The organism is Caulobacter sp. P4_E5 (assembly GCF_056401555.1).
Window position 1 is genome coordinate 88,109 of sequence record NZ_JBFUJD010000001.1, and the last position, 26,125, is coordinate 114,233.

Here is a 26,125-nt window from a genome sequence, read left to right on the forward strand (position 1 = left end):
GATCACCTGAGCTACGCCCAGGTGTGACCGCTAGAGCCACCGAACTGACGGTATCTYGCGCGGCTTTGGACGCCCGGCTTTGTCGAGCGTAGATTTTCAATCCGTCACGATTGATTTGAATATGCGCGGGATCAATCCACGACGCGCCGTTCCGACAACGACCGGAGATGACTCTTCTTGGACTAGGCAGGGGCGTCCCGATCGCCTGCAGTGTTGAGCGGGACGAACGATGCACGAACTGGAGATCGCGGCGTTGCGATAGCTGGGCATCCATCGTCTCGCCATTGGCATCGCGGCCTGTACTGCCTAGGCGGTCGGCCTCAATATGACGAACTTGCGGCGCTTTGGCTTGTCTGCCTTGGATCAAGGGAGCTATTTTCGCGAATAGCGCGCAGGCGCTGGGTGTCTTCTTCGCAGAGCCGCCAAAACGAGCCCGACAGGCTCGAGGCGATAATGCTATTATGGCACATCTTGACCTTCCCGTTGGCTGTGACCGCGAAGTCGCAGGCGAAGACGACGTCGTCATAGACGAGGTTTACGGCCGCCACGAAGCGCTTGTTGGCTTCATCACGGATCACCAACGGCGGGGCTACGAGGCGTGCGATCAGCGCCTTCTCGTCTGTCGGCAGGCCCGGCGGCATGACCAACGCCGCCGCTTCCAAGAACAAGAATGGTCCCTCGGGGCCGCGGAGAAAGAAGCAGAAGAAGCGCAGGTAGTCGCGCGCCGCGTCAAGGTCGAGACTGTACAAGTCTAGGCTCACATCTTGGTTGGTCTGGTGAACCAACGCAATATTGCTGGCCAATCGTCGCCATTCCCGGCCGGCGACGATGTAATGGGTCTGCTCTCTTGTCCCGTCGGCGACTTCGGTGACGCGCGCCACGCACGCCTGTCGCGCCGGATAGAAGGGCAAGGTCGCGACCTCAATGCGCGTGCCAGGCCGGTCCCACCAATCCTGCTCGCGGGCCGATCGATCGACAACACTACCCGGCCGAGCCTTCCGCCAACCTAAGCGCCTATCCCAGCCGCCTGCGACTGGCTGATCGCGCCGTGCGGGGCGCGCGCCCAGTTGCGCCCGCGACGCAGGCGACAACAGGCGGCTTGGCGGTTGGCCGAATAGGTCGCGGCTACGCCAGAGCGTTCGGGCGCGACGGGGCGGCCAGAGGCCATATTGTAGGAGCGCGCCGGTAAGTTGAGCCGCGCAGAGACGGTGAAAGACTGTCCATCCAGCCCAGTACGGGGTGGCCCAGCCGCGCGGGGTATGGCTCTTGATCTTCTCGACCACGTCGCATGGATAGGCTTGGCTTGCCGCCTTCCAGAGCAACTCGGCGGCTTTGTCTGCGCCCGGCGCCCAGTCGAGAAGCCGGCTGCCAAAGCGCACATTGTTTTGCTCCACAGCCTCTGCCAGCAGGGCCTCGGCAACTTCGCGCGTTGGCGGCCAGTTGGCCAGCATCGTCTCGACGACATCTTCTGGCGGCGAGCGCAACGCCGCTAGCGCCGCCAGCGGGCTGCGCGCCAGCGGGGGCGCCTGCCTGCGCGCCAGCATGGCGCGAACGACTTGCCACAGACGACGGCGGATGGCGATCTCGATCGGCGTCTCATCGTCTTTCCCTGAAGTTGTCCAATCAAGCCGGTCATCCTTGAGGACCAGCTGCTCGACCCGGGGTAGCTTTGCCGCCATGCTCAAGGCGGTTTCTCCCAGTCGATCTTGCGCGTTGACGTCGGTCTCGTTGCTGGCCAGCAGCAAGGTCACGGTCTCGAGCAGATCGATATCGTCTTGCCGGTCGGCCAAGCTGGACTGGGCGATGGCGAGCATCAGCGGGGTCGCGCCAGGAGGCGTGCCAGGCTCCGCGACGGGGATGTTGAGATCCGTTTCGCGCAACAGGCGCGCTACAGTCCGCGTCGCGTGCTGAGTTGAGGCGAGGTGCAGCGGGTTGTAGCCTTGGCAGTCGGTTTCACCCGCCCGCGCCGCATAGCTCTCGTTCTTGAGAATGAACTCGACGATCGCGACTTGATCGTTGGCGGCGGCGAGGTGGAGCGCGTTACGTCCATCCGCGTCGGGAGTCATGGGGTCGCCAAATGTGGCGAAGTAGCGAAACGCGGCGAGGTGGCCGAAATAGGCCGCCAAATGAACAGGCAGCAAGCCGCTCTCGCCACGAGGCTTGGTTGGCGATAGCCGGCCCGACTCTATCATCCTTCGCGCGAGATCAACGCGTCCCGCGCTCGCACAGTCGTGGAGCAGGGTGCCCCCCTGGCTGTCCAGGAGGTCATCTCGCGCCAAGGCTAACAGGAGCTCGAAGTTTTCTTTCGTACCCCACCAGACCGTGGTTGCCGCTGGGGTCCAGCCGTCGCGGTCCTTGGCGGTTGGGTCCGCGCCACGGGCCAGCAACAAGGAAAAGATCGAAGGATCGGCCGACACCGCTGCGTGCAGCGGTGTGCTTTCCGCCGGCCCCCACAGCGCATTTACCGCCTGAGAGTCTGTGTCGAGCATGCGCTCCACCGTCTCCGCCAGGCCATAGGTCACCGCCAGGACAATCCCGATCGTGGACCCGAACTGAGCGCGCGCATGCGGCGCCGACGCGAAGTGGGCGGCGCAATAGTTCCTGAGCAGCCTATCCTCAGTGCTAAGCGGGGTCTCCGGATGCGTCCAAAAATGGCGGTACGCCGCCAACGCCTCGCCCGCCTGCGAGAGCGCCTCGGGCGTGGCTTCGCCGACCGCGGGGCATCCTTGATTGTCCCAGAGCCTAGCCCGCTCACGAAGGGTTTCTTCGGAACGCAACAACGGTTCGCGCCGCACGAGCCAGTCGCGGGTTTGGTCCCAACTCCGGATTACCGCCTCGTGCGCGAGCCGGCAGTGGCCGTTGGTGACGGTGATCAGCCGCGCCCGGATGAAGGCCTGTAACTTGTGCCCGGCGTACTTGAGCATGCCTTCGGGAACGAGCTTCAGGCGCACGAGTGGATTGTCGCGAGGTCCAGCAAGGCCCACGAAAGGCAGGAAGAAGTCCAGGTCGTTGGCGCTGGGCGGCCGTCCCTTGGTAGCCCGACGCCAGGCTTCACGGGCCAGGTCGGAGATCTCATGGCTCAGCGACAGGTCGAAGGCGCCGCCATCGCGGCCTAACTGCCCAAGGTCTGCGAAGCGAAGGTAGCCGCTTTTGTCGTCTTCAGGGGTCGTGGTCATCAGCGCTTGCGGCGCCGTCGGCGCTAGGCAGCTGTCGACTTGCTCAAAGAGCTTGGCGAGCTTTAGGGACAACAAGGGCAAGACTGCTAAGTGTCGGGAGGCCGGCGCATCGGCGTTGAGCTTTGCGATCTCGTCCCGCAGCGCTTGGCCCAGGCTAGGCGCCAGGGGGTAGTTAGCCGCCCGGAACGGTCCCTCGATGATCTGTGTAAACAGCGCCTCGCTGCTGGCGTCCATGTCCAATGTCGCTACCCGCCCGGGAGTGAACTCAGGCGCCAGGCTGCAACGACGGATAAAGGAAAGGCGATTGGTCTCGAGAGTATAGACGACCGCGCCCAGGCGTCGGACCGCGAGTGTCGCCATGAACTCGAATAGAGTCGCCCACCGTTGCCGGCCGGCGAGATGATCGTCACCGTCGCTTGCCCAGTGGTCGACCACTTCCTCAAGCTGGTCAAACGCGAAGACAAGGCGGTGGCCGGTCGTCTTCAAGGCCAGGGCGATCGCATCGCAGACCAGGATAACGGCTGCGGGGCCGCTTTCGCGCGCGCAGCGTTTGACCGCCTGGGCCAGGATTGGAAGGTCAGTCTGATCGATGACGGCGTCGAGCAGTAGGCTGGCCAGGTCACGCTGCTCCAGCAATACGCCGGGGCTGAGCAGGACAATGCGCACATCGGCGCGAATACTGGCCAGGTTGCCCAGGACCCCGGCGCGCATGAAGGAGGATTTTCCGCTTCCCGCCCGGCCGGTGACGCAGAGGCCGGCCGGCGTGTTCCCGTGGTCTAGCATGTCCTGCAGGGCGCGTTGTGCCGCACGGACCTCGTCGTCGCGGCCATAGAAATGGTCGCAGTCGTCGAGCCCATAGGCCGCCAGTCCCTTGTAGGGGTTGTTGGACCGCGACCGCCGGTCGGCGACATAGGCGTCGAGCCAGTCGAGACGCTGTCTCCGTACGACACGGCCCTCGCCCGATGTGCGATCGATCGCAGCCAGCGCACCTGGAAGCCAGATCCATAGCCAGTTGAGCAGTTCGTCCATCGGCGCTGCGTCCAGGCGATCAGATCCGCTGCTGGCGAGGCGAACAATACCCCGCACGCGCTCCAAGTGCGCCTCGGACGCTGAGTCCGAAATCGGCGTAGGATCTGGTGCAGTCGACAATACTCCGACTTGCACCATGCGTTGCAGCTTGCTGATTTCCTCCATTAGCGCTTCGTGTCGCTGGTCATTGGCGTGGCTTTCCGCGTCCATCCGCGCGCCAACCAGGCGAACTTCCGCATTCGCCTCGCGCATCTCGACACTGGCAAGGCGTATCGCCACCCCCGTCCGCTGCATCTCCCGCTCGGCCCGATGCACCGACTTGAGCGTGGCTTGCATGCCCTCGTGCAAGTCGTTGGCGATCTCTTGCAAGGTAATGGTGCGCTGGAGGAGCTCCGATAGGTTGCTAGCCAAGAAGATCCGCTCGTACCGGGGTTCGGTCTTGAGGCTTTCGCTGAGATAGAGCTGGAACTTGTCGCGCCACGAGGAGCGCCCGCGTGGACTCGTCTCGGTTAACCAGGCAGCGAAGGTGACCGGCAGCGCCTCACCGATTTCAGTCTCGATCCAGGTCGTGATCTGTCCCACGACCGCCCTAAGCATCTGGCGCTGGCGAATATCCTCGCCCATGGGGCCGGCTTGAGCGATCAACGACGGGACGAACTCGGCGACTTGCCGACAGACTGTTTCAGCGTTCAGCAGGCCCTTTGGATTGAGCGTACTGACCTTCAAGGCGATGGCGCGCTGCGGAGCCGTTGTCGCCTCTTGGCGTAGCGTGCGGGTGTAGTAGCGAAAGGCGCGAGCGTGGGCGTTGGCTAGGCCGATCAACAAATCGTGGTTCTTCGGCTCACGCAGGTTGCCGATGAAGCTGTTCGCCGCGCCGCCAAAGACCTTGACCAGAAGCCCATCTGCCCGGTTTCCGATGACCCCGCCCGCTGCGGTATCCACTAGCTTATCGAGGTCGAGAGGCGTCTCGAACGGCAACGCATCCAATGGTAACTGCTCTAGCAGCGCCGAGACATCGACCCGCCGAAGCACGGCCCGGCTTAGGGAGAGGAGCGCCGCTAGGGCCGCTGCGCTGAGTGGGTCCATTAGTATCGCCTCCTCAAGCGTCAGCTTGCGAGTGTTCCCGTGTTGCTGCAACCCAGAAGCGCTGCTGGATGCCGCAACGCCTTGCTTGGCGCCGAGGTTTTCACCACCGAGCCGGCGCGCGACGAGGTTTATGTATCCCGGCGACTGTAGACGGCCTCAGCCTCAGCCTCTGGTGCGGCCACTAGGAGATGGATGAGCTGAAGCAGCCGCCGGTGCTGGGCGGCCGGCACGCGCGACAGCAGGCTTGCCAATTCGAGACCCTCCCGGCTCGTCAGGAATTCATCCATGGCCAGGACGTTGGCAAGGGGCTTCCGCGCGGGTGTGTCGTCGTGCGGCAGGCCTTCAAAGAACCAATTGATCGGTGATCCGAGCGCCGAGGCCGCCATGAAGACGCCACGCGCATCAAGGCGGCCAGCGGGCAGGTCGACATCACCGCGACGGCCGAGCAGGGTATCGCAGGCAATAGCCACATGCTGATGCAGGACAGGAACAACCTGCAGATCGCGGATCTCATCCTCCAATGGATCGACGACCGGGCGGAACGGTCTCGATAGCGCTCTCATCATCGCGTCGGCCGTGCATGTTGAGCGTCGCGTTCCTGGAGGTGAGCCAACGTCCGCACATGGCGCTTGTGTGCCGACGCCTGAGGTAGCGTGTTGTAACGCCGCCTATTCCACGGGCCGGCCAAATTGGTAGGCGAGGGGCGGTGGATTCAGGCCCTGGACTGACCTCTGCTCGACCGCTGCAGACTCGTCGCTGTCGGAGATCGTCACGAATAGCGTAACGCCCTCGAGAACCTGAGCCCGCTGGGCTCGTAGGTAGGCGAGCGCATCGGCCATCGCCTCGATCAGGTGGTCGAAATAGCTGCTGAACTCTTTGTTCGAACTCGCACTCGATGCCCGTAGGTCGCGATTGATATCCACAAAAAACTCGTCGCCGAAAATCTCATACCTCCATTCGGCGGGCGCCCAGCGTAGATAGGCCGAGTATTCCGGCGTCATGTCTTCGATCTCGGCCTCGGAGGAGCACTTCTCGGCGTACCCCTCTTCGGTATTGGCGCAAAGCCCAACGCTCATTCCGTCATCCGCGGTCTGAAGACAGATCGCGTAGAGACTCTGGCCCTTGAGCAATGGAACCAGCGCGTCGACCGCTGCGATGGTTGCGATGCGAAGCTTCTCGACTTCTGCACTCCAATCCACCCGCGTTTCCTTTCGATCACGTGCCTGCCTGGCTGGCGTCAAAATGCACGCACCGTTTCACCACGAGACAAGGTAATCGAGCGAAGCACATACGTTCAATCGCCGGAGCGTGATTTCCACACCGAGACTAGAGACGATCTCCTCGCCCAGGCCCCGAACGTCTAGTTCTTGGAGGTGGGGCAACGGCAGCAGTTGGCGCGACGTCGCCGCGCCAGGATCGGGGCAGGGGGTAGCCGAATGCAGAGATAACGCGGCTTAGCCGGACAAGACTGCGCTTTCGGTCGGCTCGAATCTCGAAATACTATGACGGGCGAGCCGGGAGGATGGAGAAACCGACGGCCAGCCCGATATGGTGTTCCACTCGTTTGATGTGCCGGCGCCCAAAGATAGCCCGCCGATCGTCACTCACTAGATTGTAGAGAGCATCCGTTTTCATGGCGCGCGGCAGCAATTCCAATGGCGTACGCCGCTACAACGAGCGTCTGGTGCTCTCCACGATCCGCCGGTTGAATGGAGCTTCGAAGGCCGAGCTCGCCAGGATAACCGGCCTGTCTCCGCAAGCGGCGCTTCGCATCGTGGAGGATTTGGAAGCCGATGGCCTGCTCGTGGTCGCCGGCCGCCGCACGGGCGGCATGGGACAGCCCTCCACGATCTACAAGATCAATGGCGAAAACGGCTACACAATCGGCGTGGAGATCGGCCGCGACCGGCTCACCTGCGTCCTGCTGAATTTCGACGGCGTGGTTTTGGCCACCCAATCGCGGGCCATGGCCTTTCCCGACCGATCGGTGGTCATCGACGAAGTCGCCGAGTTCGCGCGGGCCCAGTTGGCGGCCTTGAAGTCGGAACAACGAGACGCTTTCCTAGGGGTGGGCATCGCCATGCCCTGGTTCATCGGCGCCTGGCGCGAGGAGATCGGGGTTTCGGTGGCTCAGGCCCGCGACTGGAGCGGCGATGACGTCGAGCACGCCTTCCGCTCGAACCTGAACTGCCCTGTGTTTTTCGAGAACGACGGCAATGCCGCGGCCCTCGCCGAACTGCTCTGCGGCGTCGGATTGGGGGTCGAAAATTATCTCTACTTTCACATCGGCGCCTTCGTCGGTGGCGGGCTGGTGATCGGTGGCCAGATCCACCAAGGACGCCACGGCAACGCTGCGGCCCTGGCGTCGATGCCGGTCCCGGGCGAAAACGGGCAGGACTTCCTGCTGCATCGGGCGTCCCTCTACAGCCTGGAGGCCGCCCTGGGTTCGGGAAACGACGAGGTGGCCCGCGAGACGTGGCTGGCGACCTGCGCGGAGGCGCTCGCCTTCGTCGTTCTGAGCACCAACAGCCTTTTGGATCTCGACGCGATCATTCTCAGCGGCGCGCTGGACGCCGGCATGCTTGAGGCGCTCGCCGACCGGGTTAAGGCCAACATCGCCGCGACTGCGCCGATAGACTTCTTCAAGCCCCAACTTCTGATCGGGGCTCTCCGCGAAGCCGCGCCGGCGGTGGGGGCAGGGCTCCTGCCGCTTTATGCGAGCTACAGTCCCAACCTCGGATCGCTGCTGAAAGGCGACGGAAACTAAGCTCGGCGATTTCCTCGTTGACAGACTAAATCACATAACTAGATTTAGTCTCATAACGTCGCCATGCGACGCAGTGCGTCGCCAAGGCGCCTGGGAGGAAATGATGGCTCTCGACACGTCCCGATGCGCGGCGCGGCGTACCCCGCTGCGACCTGCCGACCATTGCCTTCCAGCGCGACGTCGCCCCAAGGCCTGACCTTGCTCGGCGTCCAGCGCTGACGATGCATTCGCCCGCGCCGGCGCGTCCTGCGCGGGGCGCTGGCGCTGCCGTCGACCAATCCGATCTTTTTCCAAGAGTAGCAGTCCATGGCGGAACCCAATCTGTTCGGCGGCATCGAAGCGGGCGGCACCAAGTTCTTGTGCGGCGTGGCCGACGAGAATGGCGTCGTGCTCGATCAGATCCGCATACTGACGACGACCCCAGAGGAGACGCTKGGCGCGGCCAGCGCCTTCTTCGGCCGGGCCCAAGGGCGACATGGCCCGTTGGCGGCGCTTTCGATCGGCAGCTTCGGGCCGCTTTCCCTTCGCGCCACGGCGCCCGACTACGGCTCCATCACTTCCACCCCCAAGGTCGGCTGGAGTCAGGTCGATCTGCTTGGTCATTTTCGCCAAACCCTCGATGTGCCCATGGCGCTGGACACCGACGTCAACTGCGCCGCGGTCGGCGAGCTGTTGTTCGGCAGCGGGCGCGGCCTGGACACCTTCTGCTACGTGACGATCGGCACCGGTATCGGGGTGGGTCTGTTGATCGGCGGGGCGCCGCATGGCGGGGCCAACCATCCGGAGGCGGGTCACATTCGTCTGCCGCGGGCTGTGGGAGACCAGGCCTTCGACGGCATCTGTCCGTTTCACGGCGACTGCCTGGAAGGCTTGGCCAGCGGGCCGGCCATTCACGCGCGATGGGGCGTGCCGGCCGAGCAGCTTGCGCCTGGCCACCCGGCCTGGGGCATCATCGCCGACTACGTCGCCGGCCTGTGCGCCAGCCTGACCTATATCGTCCGTCCAGATCGCATCATCATCGGCGGCGGCGTCATGCAGCCGGTCAACATGCATGAACAGGTTCGCGCGTCGCTGGAGCGCCAACTAGCCGGCTACGACTCCAGCGTCGCGGGCCTGGACATGAACACCTATGTCGCCGCGCCCAGCGCCGGCGACTCGGCGGGCCTGACCGGAGCCCTGGCCATCGCCTATCGTACGATCACCCGCCAATGGCCCATGCACTGGGCCATTGGCGCGCAACAGAACGCCGCTTCCACCCTCGCGAAGGTCTCCTGACCATGACGACCACCGACACCGCGCTTGCGCCGCCTCTTCGATCCAGGGTCTCCCTGGTGATGGTTTTCTCCGCTTTGGGGGCGGCCCTGGGCGGCCTGCTTTTCGGGTTCGACACCGCCGTCATCTCCGGCGCGACCGCAGCCTTGCAGAGCCGCTTTGCCCTGAGCGATGGTGCGCTGGGCTTCACCGTCGCCTCGGCCTTGATCGGCACGGTGATCGGTTCGCTGATCGCCGGCGCCCCGGCCGACCGCTTTGGCCGCAAGCCCATGCTGCTGGCGGTGGCGATCTGCTACGTGATCTCGTCGCTGGGCACGGGCCTGGCTTTTGACTGGTACAGCCTGATCGGCTTCCGCTTCCTGGGCGGCCTGGCTATCGGCGCGGCCTCGGTCGTCACGCCGATCTACATCGCCGAGGTCTCGCCCGCCCATGTGCGTGGTCGCCTGGTGGCGCTCAACCAGCTCAACATCGTCCTGGGCATCCTGCTGGCGTTCCTGTCCAACTACGCGATCGCCAGCCTCGCGCCGCCTGATGTCGCCTGGCGCTGGATGTTCGGCATCGTGGCGGTTCCCTCTGTGCTCTTCCTCTTGGTCACCTTCGTCCTGCCCGACAGCCCGCGTTGGCTGGTGGTGCAAGACCGCGATGAGGAAGCGCGCCGCGTCATGGCCCGGCTGGGTTTCCACGATCCGGCCGGCGAGGTGGTGCAGATGCGCGTGGCGGCCGATCGCGACGCGGGCAAGGTCAAGCCGAGCCTCTTCCAGGCGGCCTATTCTGCGCCAGTGGGCTGCGCCATCGCCATCGCCATGTTCAATCAGCTCTCGGGCATCAACGCGCTGCTCTACTACGCGCCGCGCATCTTCGAACTGGGCGGGGCAGGGGCCGACAGCGCCCTCCTGCAGTCGGTGGCCGTGGGCGGGACCAACCTCGTTTTCACCATCCTGGCGCTGTTCCTGATCGATCGCTTCGGCCGCAAGCCGCTGCTCTATTTCGGCTCGGTCGCCACCGCCGTGGCTTTGATCCTCGTGGGGCTGCAACTGGAGAGCGCCCATCCCAACGGCGCGCTGGTGCTTCTGGGCCTGCTGGGCTTCATCGCCGCCTTCGCCATCTCGCAAGGCGCGGTGATCTGGGTGTTCATCTCGGAAGTCTTTCCCAGCGCCGTGCGCGGCAAGGGCCAGGCGCTGGGCAGCACAACCCATTGGGTGATGGCCGCGGCGATCACCTGGGCGTTCCCGGTCTTCGCCGCCCGTGTCGGCGGCTGGGTCTTCGCCTTCTTCGGCGCGATGATGCTCCTGCAGTTTTTCTGGGTTTGGAAGGTGATGCCTGAGACCAACGGCGTCGCACTCGAGGACATGGACGTTCGGAGGGGCCACTGATGCGCCGTCAACTTTTCGCCGTCGCGCTCGCCGCCCTTTGCACCGCGCCCCTGGCCCCGTCCGTCCGCGCCGAGGAGGCCCGCCCAGGCTACCACTTCGCGCCGGCGCGCAACTGGAACAACGATCCCAATGGCCTCGTCTACTACGAGGGCGAGTACCACCTGTTCTACCAGTACAATCCCTATGGCGACCGCTGGGGCCATATGAGCTGGGGCCACGCGGTCAGCCGCGACCTGGTCACCTGGCAGGAACTGCCGGTGGCGATACCTGAGACCGACGTCCAGGTCTTCTCGGGCGGGGTGGTGGTCGACTGGAACAACACCAGCGGCTTTGGCAAGGATGGTCAGCCGCCCTTGGTGGCCCTCTTCACGGGCCACAACACCAAGACCCGGATCCAGTCGCAGTATCTGGCCTACAGCAACGACAAGGGCCGCACCTGGACCACCCACGGCAAGGTGCTCGACATCGGCTCGACGGAGTTTCGCGACCCGAAGATCTTCTGGCACGAAGTCACCAAGCGCTGGGTGATGCTGACCGTCATCGCCGCGGAGAACCGGGTGCTGGTCTGGACGTCCGGCGACCTGAAGAGCTGGACGATGGCCAGCAGCTTTGGGCCCACCGGCGCGCGCGGCAAGAACTGGGAATGTCCGGACATCTTCGAATTGCCGGTCGAGGGCGGCAAGCCCGGCGAGAAGCGCTGGGTGTTGGCCATCAGCCTGGGCGACAGTTCGGTCAACGGCGGGTCGGGGATGCAGTATTTCGTCGGCGACTTCGACGGCCAGCGTTTCACCCTGGACCCCAGCTGGACCGGTGATCCGCAATGGCTCGACTGGGGCGCCGACTACTATGCGGCGGTCACCTACAACGACCTGCCCAAGTCGGACCCGCGGAAGATCGCGATCGGCTGGGCCAACAACTGGCGCTACGCCAATCTGATCCCGACCTATCCCAATCGCGGCCTGATGAGCCTCCCGCGCTCGCTGTCCCTACGCAAAACGCCCGAGGGCTACCGGCTCTACCAGGCCCCGGTGGCGGAGGCGGAGGCGCTAAGGCGTGATCACAGCAGCGCCAAGAGCCTCAAGCTAGGCGAGGCGTCCCAGCCGCTGCCCGTCAAGGGCGGCCGGGCTGAACTGGTGATCGATCTGGACACCGGCTCCAGCGAGCAGGTCGAGATCGCGATCAAGGACGCTCAAGGCTATCAGACCCTGGTCGGCGTCACCGCGCCGACGGGCGAGGTCTATGTCGACCGGACCCGTTCGGGCCCCAGTTTCCATGAGGGCTTCCCCGACCGCCATATCGCGCCGGTGRACCTCAAGGGGCGCAAGGTCAAGCTTCACCTGTTCGTCGATGAATCGATCATCGAGCTCTACGTGAACGACGGCGCGCGCACGATCACCGACCGCTTTTTCCGCGGCGGCGGCGAGCTTTCCTGGTCGATCTCGGCGCGCGGCGGCGAGGCGACGGTCGAGACGCTCGATGCATGGACGCTTTCGGATCCGCGCAAGAAATGACGCGATCCTCCTGGCGGGCCTAATCCCCCTCAGGAGACGCAACCCCATCGCGCTTGGCGGCTCTCGCCAGGCTCCATCCCTCGGCGAGAGCCGACCAGCCGTCGGACAGCGCTCGTCCAGCTGTTTGAGCGGCTTCCTTCCCGATTACGGATCGGGCGTCCTGCACGCCCGATCCGCTTTGTCGTGCGACTCCATCAAGCCTTTGTTTTTGTGGTGAAAATTCTACCGAAGGGCCAGTTGGAAGCGACGATTTCGTCTTGACCGAACTAAATCACCTTTCTAGATTTAGTGGCCGGGCGATGCTTGGCCGCAAGCGTGAAAGCACGCTGTGATCCAGGGGATGAAACCGGTGAAGTCGTCCGTCCGACGAAGGATTTGCGCTGTTCGCCAGCGGCCGCGCCGGACGCTCACGGCGATCTTGGCCGCGCCGAACATGCAGCCGCCAGTCTCGCAGCCTTCAGGCGCCGGTTCGCGCTCCAGCGCTCGCGATATCGACCAAAACAATCAAACAAAGAGGGGAAACACTATGCCTAGGACCATTCGCGGCCTGTTCTGTTCCGCGTCGCTGGTGACGTTGCTGGYCGTCTCGCCGGCCTTCGCCCAGCAGGCCGACGACAAGCCCGCCAAGCCGGTCGACGACTCCACGGTCGAGGAGGTCGTGGTCACCGGCTTCCGCGCCGCCCTCGGCTCGGCCCAGGAGGTCAAGCGCAATTCCGACGCCATGGTCGATGCGATCGTTTCCGAGGACATCGGCAAGCTGCCGGACAACAACGCCTCTGAAGCCCTCTCGCGCGTCGTCGGCGTGCAGGTCACCCGCTACAACGACGAGGCCGGCACGGTGCTGGTGCGCGGCCTTCCCGACGTCGCCACCACCTTCAATGGCCGTGAGTTCTTCACGACCAACGACCGCTCGCTGCACATGCAGGACTTTCCGGCCGGCGTGATCGCCGGCATCGAGGTCTACAAGTCCGGCACCTCGGACCTGATCGAGCCGGGCCTTGGCGGGCTGATCAACCTGCGCTCGCGCCGGCCCTTCGACGTCAAGGACACCGAGATCGCGGGCGAAGTGCGCGGGTCGTACAACACCCAATCCAAGGCCTATGACCCCTCGGCCAACCTCGTCGTGACCAAGCGCTGGGACACCGCCATTGGCGAGATCGGCGCCCTGGCCAATGTCAGCTTCGTTCGCATGACCTACCGCAACGCGGACCGCTACGCCGACTCCGCGATCATCACGCCGATGGCCTGGAACCCCAGCAATCCCGTCAAGGTGGCGACGCCGGGCGTGGGAATGTTCAATTTCCCGGCCAATGCCGGCAACTTCTATGAAAAGGGCGTGCGCGATCGCCCCGCTTTCAATGGCACTCTGCAATGGCGCCCCAACGACAAGCTGGAGCTCTACGCCGAAGGGCTCTGGCAAGCCTACCGGGGCGACGTCACCACCGACGCGTTTAACGTCAATTTCGAGCGACCCGACCTGGCTGGCGTTTCACCGACCCTGAGCAACGTGGTCCTGGTCGAAGGCGAGCCGCTGAAGGCGGCCAGCTTCACCAAGACCGGCGGCTATGTGCCGGAATTCTGGCGCAAGGCCCAGGAAGACAAGACCAACACCTACCAGGGCGCGCTCGGCTTCAAATGGAAGGGCGAGCGCGCCGTGGTGTCGGGCGATTTGGCCTACACCTCCAGCAAATACCAGTCCAACCAGGTCAATATCGACGCCCAGTTGGCCAGCGCGCCGACCATCAACGTCCAGTTCGACGTCGCCGGGACTGCCATCTTCAATCTGGGCGACTATGACATCGCCAATCCCGCCAACTATGTCTGGCGCGGCCTCTACCAGCGCGACTATGTCGAAAAGGGCGACGGCGTCCAAGGACGGCTGGACCTGGACTGGGACACCCACAGTTCCTGGCTGCCGACCATCAAGGTCGGGGTGCGCGCCAGCGACCGCGACGCAAGCTCCCAGAACAACGACCGCTACGCCTACACCGCGCCGCTGAACATTCCCTTGGCGAGCCTACCGACCGGGGCGCTGGAGATGATCTCCAACGGCTTTGGCGACGACGGCCAACAGTTCAGGCAGTGGTTGATGCCGACCTGGGACGCCATGCGCGACAATGACGAGGCGTTGCGCCAGCGCGCCTTCGACCTGACGGGCCAAGCCAACTACGCCACCGCGGAGATTCCCAACAACCCGCTGGGCGGCTTCACGGCCAAGGAGGCCACCTACGCAGCCTATGTGCAGGGCAAGTACCAGTTCGATCTGGGCGTCTATCCGGTGGACGGCACGGTCGGGGTTCGCGTCGTCAACACCGACGGCCAGTATTCCGGCTTCTCCAATGTCACCGGGGCCAACGGCGCGGCCCAGATCGTCCCGCGGTCAGTGTCGCAAAACTATGTCGACGTCTTGCCGTCTATCCAGTCGCGCATCCGATTTACGCCCGAGCTCCAGCTGCGCCTGGCGGTCAACAAGACGCGAACCCGGCCAAGCTTCGGGCAGCTGAACCCCTCGCTCAACATCACCATCAACAGCACCGGTCTGGACGGCGCTGCTCCGCACTACACCGCCACCGGCAGCGGCGGCAATCCTGACCTCAAGCCGCTCACATCGATCAACTACGACGCCTCGTTCGAGTATTATTTCGCCAAGAGCGGCTCGGCGACGCTGGCGTTGTTCTACCACGATCTGGACGGCTTCATCAGCTACTACACCCGCGACGTCACCGATCCGACCTACGGCCTGATCCAGCTGAGCCGGCCGGAGAACGCTGGCAAGGGCCGGGTGCTGGGGGCGGAAGCCAACTTCCAGACCTTCTTCACCTTCCTGCCGGGCTGGTGGTCGGGCTTTGGCGTCCAGACCAACCTGACCTATCTGGACGGGACCTATGCCTTGCCCCAGACGCTGGGCGAGTCCGCGCGCCAGGTGAAGATCCCCGGCGTGTCCAAGTGGGCCTATAATCTCACTGGCTTCTACGAGAAGGGCCCGTTCGCCGCGCGCCTCTCCTACAATCATCGTTCCGAGTACGTGGACAACTACAACCGCAACACCAACGAAGAGCTCTATGCCGGCCAGCTCACGCGGGCCGTGAATCGTCTGGACCTGTCGACGTCGTATGAGCTTTCGAAGGGCTTCACGCTGGTCGGCAACGTCAGCAACATTCTCGGCACGCCCTTCAAGACCTACCGCAACTACAGCGAAACCCAATCCTTCGGCCGCGATCTGCGCGTCGAGGGCCGCTACATCAGCCTGGGCCTGCGTTTCAAGATGTAGGCGCGACGGCCGCCTGGGCGGTCTGAACGGGGAGCGCGCCAAGGCGCTCCCCGTCTCCAAGTGGCCGCCATGACCGCTTAGCCTTGAAGGCGGCGGATTTGCATTTCTGATCAGCCAAGGAGCGTCGCGATGCTCGCGTCAATGCTCGGCGTGGCCCTGTTGGCCGTGACGCCGGCGGCCGTTCAAGCTCAAACGCCCGCAGCACAGACCGCCCAGGACGGCGCGGTCTATTTCGCCGGCGGGCCGGAGGGGATCGGTGATCCCAATCCCTACTACGAGAACGGCGTCTATTCGATTTTCTACCTCAAGAACGAGGGGCGTCATCCCTGGTGGATGTCGCAGACCTCCGACCTGAGCACCTGGTCCAAGCCGATCGAGGCGGTCAAGGTCGGCGAGCAGGGCTCGCCCGACGTCTGGACCGGCAGCGGCAGCGTCATCGCCGACCCGGCCGGCGGCTATCGCCTCTTCTACACTGGGCACGATCCGAACGGCGCGCCCATGGAGGTGACCATGGTGGCCAGGGCGGCCAGCCTGGCCGGACCATGGGTCAAGGATCCGCAGGCGACGTTCGCCGGCAAGCCGACCTATGATCAGCGGGACTTTCGCGACCCGTTCGTGTTCTGGAATCCCCAGGCCAGGGCCTATTGGATGGTCCTGGCGTCGCGCCAGAAGTTCGATGCGGTCATCGCCCTCTATACCTCGCCCGACCTCATCAAATGGACCGCCGCCGCGCCGCTCTATTCGGAACGCTCGCCGCTCAATCTGGAAGTGCCCGACCTTTTTTCCGAGGGCGATGACTGGTTCATCGTCTTCTCCGATCAACGCGAAGAATATCGACTGGTCCGTTATCTCACCGCGCCGAAAAGTGATGGCAAATATGAGTACGGACGCTTCAACGGCCTGGATGGGCGGGCCTTCTATGCGGGCCGTACGGCTGGCACGGGCCGTGAGCGGCTGCTGTTCGGCTGGGTGGCGCACAAGGAGCTGCACAAGGACAGCCGAGACCTGGTCTGGGGCGGCGATCTGGTCGCTCATGCGGTCCGTCGGGCAGGACCTGGCGTCCTGGCCGTCAGCTTGCCCGACGCCGTGGCCGGCCAGTTCTCCACCGAACGCGCCAAGATCTCTTCGACGCAAACGCTGATCGGTCCCGCCGACCAGGCGCTGGTGGCCAGGGCCGATATCACGGTCAAGCCGGGGGACCGCTTCGGCGTCAGCTTTGACGCGGGGAAGAGCGGCAAGAGCGTCTTGGAACTGGACACCGCCAAGGGCGAGGCCGCGTTCCTCTATCGCGGGCAAGGCGCCAACGCGCCGCGGGTGGCCTTTCCGAGAACGGCCGACGGCCGCTACGTGGTTGACCTGGTGATCGACCCGAAACTGGGCTTGGGGGTTCTTTACATCAATCGCTTTCGCGCCCTGAGCTTCCGGTACTACGGCGTCGACAAGTCGAACCTGACCCTCTTCGCCGATGGCGGATTTTCACGGCTGGCCGGGTCGGTGATGGTCCGGGGCGCGCGCAAGCAAGGCTCCGGGGGAAGCCCTCCGTGATCCATCTTGGTCGATTGACCCCCAAGCGGGTCGAAGCGCTCGGAGCCGAAGATGGAAGCACTTTGGCGGAGGCGGTCCTTGCAGAGGCCGCCCCCACTGACACCTCCGTCGTCATCGACTTGGCGTTCGCGCGCGCGGGCCTGGTGCGATCTGATCGCCTGCGTCCGCTCTATCGGCAGCTGGCGGACATCATCCGCAAGATCGAAGCGCCCCATTGCGGGGTTCGGCTGCCGACCGAGCGGCGCTTGGCGCAAGAGCTCAGGATGGCGCGCGTGACGGTCCGCAAAGCTCTGGCGGATTTGGAGCGTGAGGGGATCATCCAGCGCAAGCAGGGAGCGGGAACCTATTTCGCCTCCGAGTAGGAACGGCGACGATTGGGGCTAGGGTGAAGCAACTTCTGAAGACGACTTCTGCGGACGGGGAGGGGCTCTAAACTTCGATGTGCCAATACTGGCCATCAGATATGACCCGCTCGCCAGAGATGACCAATCGTGCGGCGATCAGCGAGCGGCCGCGCTGCCGATTGCTGCGAAAGGGCCTGCTTTCGCGGCCGCAACCCGCCCTGCTTCACTATGAGCGCCGTAAACGGCGTGACGATGGGTCTTCTCGGTCCTAGGTGGCGATTGAGAGCGCCATTAGGCCAATAATGACTTCCATCGAGAGCGTTTCAATCTCGATCTCACGAACCGTGCCCTTACGCAGGGGTCTAACGAACGCCACGGCGCGACTACCTTCGTCCAGCGCCAGCGTTGGCGGCGGCGTTTTCGGCAGGGAGAAGCTATCGACTTCGTAGTTGTAATCGCCGCCAACGTCCCAGAAGTCGTTGGGATGGTGGATATCGTGGCGGTCTTCCTCGCCATCGGCGTAACGGATGACCACCCGACCATTGGCGATACCTGTTTGCATCTGGTTCGTGGCGCCCGATAGCAATAGCGCGATGTGGCTCCCACCTTGTCCGACAGGAAAGGCGCGCCGGGTCGGCCAATTGTCCCAAAATGAAGTAAAGGCAATGTTGTGTTTGCCAGGGCGCAAGATGAACGGTACGCCGTTGCTTGCGGTCATTCGACCATCGGCGGGGATGCGCCCCACCCCGATCTTGGGTGGATTGATGTCCCAGAAGGTCGCRGTCCACCAGGAAAAACCGTCTACGCCGATCTGCGCGGAGATGACGTCAGGTCGCGGAGAAAGATACTTCTGCTGATAAATCGCACGAAGATCAGCGTCGAGTTCGATAGACACTGGTTGCCATGCATCAGCTTTGGGCAATGTGGCGGGCGGAGTCTTTGCCGCGGGGATATCGAGCCGCAGCATCTGACGCCAATGTGCGCCGCCCTCAGCAACCTCCGCCAGAACAGCGTGGCGGCCGGTCACTCCGGGGCGCACCCGTGCGACGATGGTTCCGTTCGCGAGGCGCGCGCCTTCGAGCACACCTTGCGGATCTTCAAACCGGATAATCCGTCCGCCCTGAGCTGATAGCTTGACCAGTCCTGTTTCGCTCGCTTGGGTCAATGTCCCTATAGAACCCTCGAACGTTGAGGCGTGCGGAACCTCAACGCGCCAGCGCGACACCGCTGTGGGAGAGGTGGAGACTAGCCGCGGCGCGCCGAAGCTCGCTTCCATATGGCCGTGCGCGAGATAGCGAGCAGAAACGGCCTGGGTGGATCGAACCGGGACGCTGAGAGTAATTCGCGCAGGCTGCGGCAGCGTCACCGTGTAACGGTCGACTCCGCCCCTACGCTCGAAGTGAATCTTCGCATCAGGGTGATCGAGCGTGGCATGGTCCCATTCTGCCGGGAAGCGCGGAGCGACCGCGACGGCGCCCTCGGCGCGATTGGCGCGATAGCCAAACAGTCCCTCAATGGTCGCGCGCACGAACATATTTGTCGAATCGGAGAAGTCGACCGAGGCGTACTTTTTGCCAGGCGGCTCGCACATGATTGCGCCTGGCGTCGAGGCGGCGAAGGCAGACTGGCGAAAACCGCCCTGATACAGCCGCCAGCCGTCGTCATCGATGCCCGCTTTCCAAGCCGCGAGCGCCAGGTGCAGGGTGTCCGCAGTATCGGCTTCGCGAACGGACCAGACGTGGGGCACGAAGTTGGTCGTGTAGCACTGTTCACCGCCGGCCGGCATGGGCACGCGTTCAAGCGCCCACTGTGAGTAATCTATCATTTGCGCGGCCATGTCGGCATCGACCACGTCGCTGTCGATCGATGTGGCGATTGAATAGAGGCTGGTGTCGTCATGCCGACGCCTATGGCCTAGGGCTTCGATATACTCGCCGACGCAGCCAGCAGCCGCGTTCCACAATCGGTCGCGTATCGCGGCCCGAATTTTCGCGGCGCTGGCCCGATGCGCCTCAGCCCGCCCCCTATCGCCGGCGCGATCCGCCAGGACTGCGGCGGCGTCGAAAGCGCGGCACGTGTAGGCCGATGCATAGGGCGTCGGACCACCCGAATACCAGATCGAGTCGCTTGCCCAGATGTCGAGGGCGCTTTCGTAGAGCCCGTCTCCATCAGGGTCGAAACAGGCTCCCATCCATTCTAAGTGCAGGTCGAGCGCCGGGCGCAGCAGCCTTTCGAGCTCTGGATCACCCGAAGCATGCCAACCATAGATGAGTTGGTCGAAGAAAACGGACTGCATGTTGTAGAAGTTCTGGTCCTGTGACACCCGCCCGCGACCGTAGAAGCGGCTGTTCTCGGCAGGCAGTGACAGCCGGCGTTCGGGATCCTGAAGGACGGCGTCCGGTCCGTCGGTTTTCTGCGTCGGAAGGTAGTAGCGGGCGACGGCGAGGAGTCGTTCGTGCCAGCCAAGGCATGTCGAACCATAGAAGCTACGCCAGCCGATGAGCGGGACGTTCCACGCCATAGCGCCGTGGACCATCTGGGGGTCGTAGAAGATGGCGTTTATGGCGGCGGCCGCCGCGGGCAGCATGGCGTCGATCTGTGCGTCAGGCGTCCTGCAAGTCACGCGGCGCGCAACGGTCTCCACACGGTCGCGCGCCCGCTCGAACACCGCTGGCAATGTTTCAGGCGCCAGCGGCGCTGGTTGCGGCTCCGTAGCGACCACGGCCTTGGTGGGAGAACCTTTTGTGGGCACGCCCGCGGGGGCTGCACCGGCCTGAGCGGCCTCGATGACCACATAAAGAGGCCCCTCCGCCATCGGAACGGCGCCCGCGACGACCGGGCGCGGTCCGGCCWCAGAAGCGAGCAGCGCGTCGGGATCTCGCCACGCGTCGGCGTTTCGAGCGTCGAAGCGACCGGGGCGGCTCGTCACGCCCCGTGTGCCGATGCGTTTTTCGCTGTGCGACACCGCAAAGTTTTCCGTAGCCGCTACATCGACCCGGTTTCCGGCGGCGTTAGCGGGATGGAATGCGGCCTCGAGGTCGTTGAGTTCGGGCGGAACGCCGCTGTCAGTCTGGTGATTGTCGGTCGCCACCTGCACTGAGGGATGCAGCCCTGGATCTGCCGCCCACAAGAGATTGGGATGGCTGAACGTCATCAGCGCGCCGTGCATCAAAACCGCCTCTGCGTCAGGCGCTGCGCCGTCGGCGGTGATCTCGATGATCATGCCATCACGGCCCGAAAGGGTGACGGCGGTCACAGTTATGCGCGTGCCGGGGAAGCGTGGGTCGCTCAAGCGCCACCGCATCAAGCCAGCGTCATAAATCGCGTCAATCGTGGCAAAATCGTGCAGCCAGGCGGTGTTGTCCGCCGCACGCCAACCGATCAGCAAAGCGCCGAGCGGGTGGGGCGGCTGCATCAGGCGCAATAGCGGCCTGTCTCCGGCCATGAGTGTGAAGGCGCGATGATCGCCATAAAGCGGACGGTTGCCAAACCGAGGCCCGCCCCGCGTTACGATCCCTTCAGAGGTCGCATTATAGCGGGTGGCGACCGGTGTCGCCGCCAGACCTTGCGCGCCAAGACCTCCGAAACCTACTGCCGTGGCCCCTGCGACGGCGGATGCCGACAATAGGAAGCCTCGGCGGTCTATTCTGACAGTCTCGCCCATTCGCCCAACTCGTCTCATGGGGCAAACCGACATCTGGCCCCTCTTTATTGGGACGAGTGACCTCCGCCTTTTCCGCCAACTTTTGCTGATCGGGCGGCTCGATCGTCAGGCGTAGATGCGGACAGCCCATGCGGCCTTGGTCATTGGTGATCGTCGCGAATCCCTGGGTCGGGGCGAGGGCGCAAGCCGGTCAGCACCGCGCCAAGCTAGCCGGCGCCCCGCGTCGCGCGCGCAGCCGGCGAAGCCGGTTCTGATCACGCCAGCCAGCGGCTGTCCGAGCAAATCGACCTCTAAAGGGGCCAGGTCACTGGCTTAGGCTCGGGCGAAGGGGCGACGGTCTCTTGCTAGCGTCTTCTTCCTGGAGGAGCGCCAGCGTCCGCTTCTGGCGCCAAGCCGCCGAAGCCTTCAGATTGTCGGCATGTCCGATCCCCTGTTTCCCGCCGCGCGTGCGTCCCCCTCCACGGCCCGAAACCGCGATCCCATTCTGGAGATCCTGCGGACGCGCCTGCCAGAGAACGGTCTGGTGCTGGAGGTTGCGGCGGGCGCTGGCGAGCACGCAGTTCACTTCGCTGCAGCGCTGCCCACGCTGCAATACCAGCCGACCGACGCTGATCCCGGGGCTCTGGATAGCATAGCCGCCTGGCGCAAGCATGCCGGTCTAGGCAACCTCCTGTGTCCGCTGATGCTGGATGCGTCGCGACCGGACACCTGGCCCGTCGAACGAGCCGACGCCGTCCTCGCCATCAACATGATCCATATCTCGCCGTGGACGGCCACGGCCGGCCTGATGGCGGGCGCTGCGCGGGTGCTGCATCCGAGCGCCGGCCTGTTCCTGTACGGCCCCTTCATCGAGGGCGACACGCCGACAGCGCCCAGCAACATCGAGTTCGATCAGAGTCTGAGGCGACGCAATGTCGAGTGGGGAATTCGCCACCTGGACCATCTGGTCGCCTTGGCGGCTACCCATGGCCTTGGCCTTTCCGAGCGTCTCACCATGCCCGCGAACAACCTGCTACTCGTGTTTCGAAAGACGTAGCCGCTAGTCACGCTCGGCAAGGTCCGTTTCTCGGAGACGAGCGAAGGTCCGATTATGGCGCATGGCGAACCGTGAGGTTCTCTGGGTTTCCTATCGAAGGCCGTGCGGCCCAAGGCGAACTCGCGTCAGGTCCATTCCAAAGCTTGCACGAGTTCCTTGGCCGATCGCCGCCTTGATCGCCGGCATCGCCGAAGGCTGCTTTTGCGCCGCCTGGACGGCCTGGTTGGCGAGCACCGCCTGCACGAGCATGGATTCGGCGATCTCCTGTTTGAAGGCGTCGCTGGCGCCCGTGAACGCCGGATCGGCGCTGAGTGCGCGGCCGACTTGGTCGCTCACCGCCTTAAACTCGGCGGGCTCCCCCTCGGTCGATCCGCGCACGCCATAATAGGCGGTGACCAGATAGGTGGCGACGGCGTCGGCGACATTGTCGGGATTGAGCCCCACGGGCTGCATCAGACGGCCCATTTCGGCGATCGGATCGCGGCTGGCGAAGGTGCGCTGCATGTCGGCTGCGGTGACCGGATCCACCCGGCGAAGTCGCTCGACGATCTGCGCCATGTTGCGCTTTCGCACAGCCATGCTGGGCCGATAGACGAGCGCCGCAGGATCGGAGGCATGGTTCTGAGGACCTTGGGCCTTGGGGCGGAAGATCTGGCTGGTTCGGGCACGAGCGGTCTCGGACTGTGTGTTCGCACCCTGGGAAAGGCTGTTGGTCAATACGCCCATATTGAACACGCCTTGGGCCATGGCGGGAAAGGGGGCCAAGACGAAGGCGATCAGGACCCCGAAAACGATCTTTTGCATGGCTATCTGTTACCTTGGCCTCGCCGCACGCCTGACGCAGGAACGCGTAAGGCGCGCGATGGTCTCAGCGCCGTTCGAGCGGCGTCGCAAGTCTGCGCTCATGGCCGAACCGACCGCTCGCTGAAGCCCGTCCCAGAGCTCACGGACGCGCGTCCGGTTTGCTCGCTCATGGCGCGACTTCGACTTGTTGGAACCGCCCGGGGGCGCGTCTTAGAACCGGCCCGCGAGCGACAGCACAACGCCGCCGCCGCCTTGATCGCTGTCGACATAGGTCGCCGAGGCCTGCAGACGGCCCAATGTCCGACTCGCCGAGAGCGACCAATCCGTCTTTTGGTCGGCGAAGGCGCCATCCTCTCGCCCGAGCCGGGCGGACAGGGCCACGGGCAGGGCGGGGCTTTCGTAATCGAGACCGATCCACAAGTAGCGATTGTCGTGATCGAGCGCGTGCTGTTCGGGCGCGTAGGCGAACCCCGTCGACCCGGTCCAGGCCCCGACCGTCTTGGAGGCTTGCACCGGCAGCTCGACATAGTTGACGCCCACGCCGCCAGGGTAGGTATAGGCCGAGGCGGCGATATCGAAGTCCAGGCCCGCGCCGGAGAAGGTCCAGCCAGCCGTGTAGTCCAGCTCGACGGTCGCGCCCTTGCCGTCGGCGTCCTGGCCGTATTCATCGATCGTCGAGGCGAAGATGGAGGCGTAGGCGCCGCTCTTGTGACTCACCGTCAAGTCCGCCTGCAGGGCCGGCTTTCGGTCCGAGAGCGACAATCCCCGAAAGCGATAGTCCGACGTCGCCGTCAGGTTGGCCTCCAGGCCAACCGGTGCGGCTTTGGTTGTATTGCCGACCAGACTCGCCAAAAGGACGGCGCCAGCCGCACACCAATGCTTCAGTGACATGCAAAAATCCTCCTCGACGCCAATAGGGATGGGAGCTCTTAAAGTATCGTTGTGGCGTCGATAAAAGTCTCCAGTGGTCAAAAGGTTTAGAGTCTTGTTACATAGTCCGTGTTTGACTGCGTCTCCGGGGGGAGAATGGCGCCAAGTTCAGTAAATAACCGCGCGCAGCTGAGACGAATTGTCGCGGGCGGCTTCTTGGCGGCGCTTATCGTCCTGGCCGGAGTCGCCGCGCTGGCGGCGTATGCGGTGCGCGCCATCGACGCGGCGCACCAGCAGACCGAGACGCGCCTGGTGGCGCGCCGCGCGGAACGCACCTTGGAGCTGCTGCGCGAGAACGTCGTCTCCGCCAGCGTCTGGAACGACGCCTGCGTAGCCATGGCCAGGAAGGACTGGGCCTGGGCGCAAGTCAATTTCGGCGACTACTACGCCGACTACATGAAGCACAATGTCACTCTGGCTTATGGCGCTGACGGCGTCCTGGCCTATGCCTCGCGCGACAGCGAGCCGGTGTCGCTCGAGCGCGAGCGGCCTTTCGCCAACGCGGTCGCCCCCTTGGTCGCCGAGGTTCGCGCGCGGGGCGCGGCGGCCAAGGCCAGGGAGGGCGCTGCGCAGATCGGCTTGGACGCGGTCGCGACCCGTCAGGCCTTCGTCGAGGCGGGTGGCGTGCTCTACGCCGTGTCGGCGGCGACCATCGTTCCGGAAGATCTCGTCCACGTCACGCCTGGGCGCTTCGATCCTGTCGTGGTTTCCGGTCGCAAGGTCGCCGCCGTGGTGGACGAGCTTGGCCGTGACCTGCTGATCGCCGATGCGCGGCTGGCCTCGGCGCAAGATCCGGTCCAGCCCTATGTCTCGCTCAGCGGCCCTGATGGCCGCGCGCTGGCGGTGATCCGTTGGCGGCCGGCCAAGCCGGGACTGACCATCCTGGCCCATGCCGCACCCTTGCTCTTGCTGATCGGCGGTTTGCTGATGGCGGTGTGTGTGTTCGGCTACTGGCGCGTGATCAGCCTGATCGAACGGCTCGACCGCAACGAGGCGGCGCGCGATGCGGCTTTGGCCAAGGCCGAGGAAGCCGCTGCGGCCAAGGCCCGGTTCCTGGCCAATATGAGCCACGAGCTGCGCACGCCGCTGAACGGGGTTATCGCCGTCGGCGAGGTCTTGCGCGACCGCCAGGCCACCGACCAGAGCCGCGATATGGCCGAGCTGATCGTGTCCTCGGCCCGCGTGCTGGAGCGCCTGGTCAACGACGTGCTCGACACCGCCAAGATCGAGGCAGGCCAGATGCGCCTGGAGGCGGAGCCTTTCGTCTTGCGCGACCTGGTTCGCGACGTCGCCGAATTGCACGCCGCGACCGCCGCGGCCAAGGACATCGCCCTGAGCTGGCGGGTCAGCCCCGCGGCCGCCGCTCTCTATCTCGGCGACCAGACGCGGCTGACGCAGGTGCTGTCGAACCTGCTGAGCAACGCGGTGAAGTTCACGGCGCGAGGCCAGGTGCGCCTCACCGCGCGACCGGCGGAGCACGGCCTGCGGTTCGTCGTTTCCGACACCGGCGCGGGGTTCGACGAGCGGGAGGCGCTGCGGCTGTTTCGCCCCTTCGAACAGGCCGACGCCTCCACGACCCGCCGGCATGGCGGAACCGGCCTTGGCCTGGCGATCTGCCAGTCGTTGCTCGAGCTGATGGGCGGACGGGTCTCGGTGCGGTCCAGGATCGGCCGGGGCTCGGCCTTCGTGGTCTTCGTGCCGCTGACGTCCTCGGGCCAGGTGTGTTCAGACGACGTCGCCAAGGCGGCGCCCCGGGTCGCCCAGGCTGAGCGGTCGCCCCGGATTCTGCTCGCCGAGGACCATCCCACCAACCAGAAGGTGGTCGCGATGATCCTAGAGCCGATCGGCGCGGATCTGACGATCGTCGACAACGGCCAAGCGGCGGTGGAGGCCGCCCGGGCAGGGACCTTCGACCTGATCCTGATGGACATCCAGATGCCGGTCATGGACGGTCTTGAGGCGATGGCCCTAATCCGACGGGCCGAACAGGAGAACGGCGTGCGCACGCCGATCATCTGCCTGACCGCTAACACCAGCGCGATCGAAACGCAGGCCTGCCTGGCCGCTGGCGGCGACCTTCACGTGTCCAAGCCGTACCGGGCCGAGATCTTGCTGAAGGCCGTCTTCCAGTTGCTCGCCGAGTGATCGGACTGGTTCGGGGTGGCGCAGTTTCGTCCTCGGCGCCGTCGTTAGATGGCGCGGCTTTGACATTGCCGCAGGAGGAAGGGATATCCTCCTCGGTCGCATATCGTGGCCTGACCGTGCGGCGAGGCGGGCGTCGACGATGGCGAGGCGCGGTAGACGGGCTCACAAAAGG

15 protein-coding genes are annotated in these 26,125 nt (G+C 64.6%); 9 read left to right on the forward strand and 6 right to left on the reverse strand.

Annotation, left to right across the window (positions count from 1 at the left end):
* Nucleotides 1-320 precede the first annotated feature (320 nt).
* The 3 genes from AC1DSO_RS00430 to AC1DSO_RS00440 form a co-directional block, all read right to left on the reverse strand.
* Entirely contained in the window at nt 321-5,291 is a 4,971-nt protein-coding gene (locus tag AC1DSO_RS00430; RefSeq protein WP_477066946.1) for an nSTAND1 domain-containing NTPase, read from the reverse strand.
* A 128-nt stretch (nt 5,292-5,419) separates the two neighbouring features.
* Nucleotides 5,420-5,812: a hypothetical protein gene (locus AC1DSO_RS00435; protein ID WP_477066947.1), complete on the reverse strand. Its 393-nt coding sequence runs from the start codon at nt 5,810-5,812 to the stop codon at nt 5,420-5,422.
* A gap of 147 nt (nt 5,813-5,959) precedes the next feature.
* The gene (locus tag AC1DSO_RS00440; protein ID WP_477066948.1) at nt 5,960-6,490 is read right to left on the reverse strand and encodes a DUF4303 domain-containing protein; all 531 of its coding nucleotides are present in this window, start codon (nt 6,488-6,490) and stop codon (nt 5,960-5,962) included.
* 434 nt (nt 6,491-6,924) lie between these two features.
* Here AC1DSO_RS00440 and AC1DSO_RS00445 point away from each other — a divergent pair, with 434 nt between their 5' ends.
* The 7 genes from AC1DSO_RS00445 to AC1DSO_RS00475 all read left to right on the forward strand — a co-directional run bounded on the left by AC1DSO_RS00445 (nt 6,925) and on the right by AC1DSO_RS00475 (nt 17,392).
* Nucleotides 6,925-8,058 (forward strand): ROK family protein, encoded by a 1,134-nt coding sequence (locus tag AC1DSO_RS00445; RefSeq protein ID WP_477066949.1) that lies wholly within the window; start codon nt 6,925-6,927, stop codon nt 8,056-8,058.
* Between the two features lie 306 nt (nt 8,059-8,364).
* Nucleotides 8,365-9,333, forward strand: coding sequence for an ROK family protein (locus tag AC1DSO_RS00450; RefSeq protein WP_477066950.1), 969 nt, complete (start codon nt 8,365-8,367; stop codon nt 9,331-9,333).
* Between the two features lie 59 nt (nt 9,334-9,392).
* On the forward strand, nt 9,393-10,703 hold the full coding sequence (locus tag AC1DSO_RS00455; RefSeq protein ID WP_477066978.1) for a sugar porter family MFS transporter: 1,311 nt from the start codon (nt 9,393-9,395) through the stop codon (nt 10,701-10,703).
* On the forward strand, nt 10,703-12,214 hold the full coding sequence (locus AC1DSO_RS00460; protein WP_477066951.1) for a glycoside hydrolase family 32 protein: 1,512 nt from the start codon (nt 10,703-10,705) through the stop codon (nt 12,212-12,214). Before AC1DSO_RS00455 ends, AC1DSO_RS00460 begins: the two co-directional genes overlap by 1 nt.
* A 526-nt stretch (nt 12,215-12,740) precedes the next feature.
* Nucleotides 12,741-15,485 carry a TonB-dependent receptor gene (locus AC1DSO_RS00465; RefSeq protein ID WP_477066952.1) on the forward strand — a complete coding sequence of 915 codons (2,745 nt, stop codon included), beginning with the start codon at nt 12,741-12,743 and terminating at the stop codon, nt 15,483-15,485.
* 129 nt (nt 15,486-15,614) lie between these two features.
* Nucleotides 15,615-17,030, forward strand: a complete 1,416-nt coding sequence (locus AC1DSO_RS00470) for a hypothetical protein (RefSeq protein WP_477066953.1) — start codon at nt 15,615-15,617, stop codon at nt 17,028-17,030.
* A complete protein-coding gene (locus AC1DSO_RS00475) occupies nt 17,027-17,392 on the forward strand; it encodes a GntR family transcriptional regulator (RefSeq protein WP_477066954.1) in 366 nt (121 codons plus the stop codon). The genes AC1DSO_RS00470 and AC1DSO_RS00475 overlap by 4 nt, the downstream gene beginning before the upstream one ends.
* Before the next feature lie 250 nt (nt 17,393-17,642).
* Here the strand turns inward: AC1DSO_RS00475 and AC1DSO_RS00480 are convergent, their stop codons facing one another.
* Entirely contained in the window at nt 17,643-20,789 is a 3,147-nt protein-coding gene (locus tag AC1DSO_RS00480; protein ID WP_477066979.1) for a DUF4450 domain-containing protein, read from the reverse strand.
* Nucleotides 20,790-21,456: 667 nt separating this feature from the next.
* On the opposite strand from AC1DSO_RS00480, the gene AC1DSO_RS00485 reads away from it, so the two are divergent.
* Nucleotides 21,457-22,074 carry a DUF938 domain-containing protein gene (locus tag AC1DSO_RS00485; RefSeq protein WP_477066955.1) on the forward strand — a complete coding sequence of 206 codons (618 nt, stop codon included), beginning with the start codon at nt 21,457-21,459 and terminating at the stop codon, nt 22,072-22,074.
* Between the two features lie 90 nt (nt 22,075-22,164).
* Here AC1DSO_RS00485 and AC1DSO_RS00490 read toward each other — a convergent pair whose 3' ends face one another.
* Together AC1DSO_RS00490 and AC1DSO_RS00495 are read right to left on the reverse strand one after the other, a co-directional pair.
* Nucleotides 22,165-22,821, reverse strand: a complete 657-nt coding sequence (locus tag AC1DSO_RS00490; protein ID WP_477066956.1) for a DUF6683 family protein — start codon at nt 22,819-22,821, stop codon at nt 22,165-22,167.
* Between the two features lie 267 nt (nt 22,822-23,088).
* Nucleotides 23,089-23,769, reverse strand: a complete 681-nt coding sequence (locus AC1DSO_RS00495; protein ID WP_477066957.1) for a TorF family putative porin — start codon at nt 23,767-23,769, stop codon at nt 23,089-23,091.
* A 195-nt stretch (nt 23,770-23,964) separates the two neighbouring features.
* Between AC1DSO_RS00495 and AC1DSO_RS00500 the strand changes: the two genes are divergently transcribed.
* Nucleotides 23,965-25,953 carry a hybrid sensor histidine kinase/response regulator gene (locus AC1DSO_RS00500; protein ID WP_477066958.1) on the forward strand — a complete coding sequence of 663 codons (1,989 nt, stop codon included), beginning with the start codon at nt 23,965-23,967 and terminating at the stop codon, nt 25,951-25,953.
* Nucleotides 25,954-26,125 lie beyond the last annotated feature (172 nt).

Bases quoted from the DNA above. Each gene is read 5' to 3' on its own strand.
- AC1DSO_RS00490 (WP_477066956.1), bottom strand. From the start codon at position 22,821: ATGGCCCAAGGCGTGTTCAATATGGGCGTATTGACCAACAGCCTTTCC.
- AC1DSO_RS00445 (WP_477066949.1), top strand. From the start codon at position 6,925: ATGGCGCGCGGCAGCAATTCCAATGGCGTACGCCGCTACAACGAGCGT.
- AC1DSO_RS00455 (WP_477066978.1), top strand. From the start codon at position 9,393: ATGGTTTTCTCCGCTTTGGGGGCGGCCCTGGGCGGCCTGCTTTTCGGG.
- AC1DSO_RS00485 (WP_477066955.1), top strand. From the start codon at position 21,457: ATGTCCGATCCCCTGTTTCCCGCCGCGCGTGCGTCCCCCTCCACGGCC.
- AC1DSO_RS00470 (WP_477066953.1), top strand. From the start codon at position 15,615: ATGCTCGCGTCAATGCTCGGCGTGGCCCTGTTGGCCGTGACGCCGGCG.
- AC1DSO_RS00495 (WP_477066957.1), bottom strand. From the start codon at position 23,769: ATGTCACTGAAGCATTGGTGTGCGGCTGGCGCCGTCCTTTTGGCGAGT.
- AC1DSO_RS00430 (WP_477066946.1), bottom strand. From the start codon at position 5,291: ATGGACCCACTCAGCGCAGCGGCCCTAGCGGCGCTCCTCTCCCTAAGC.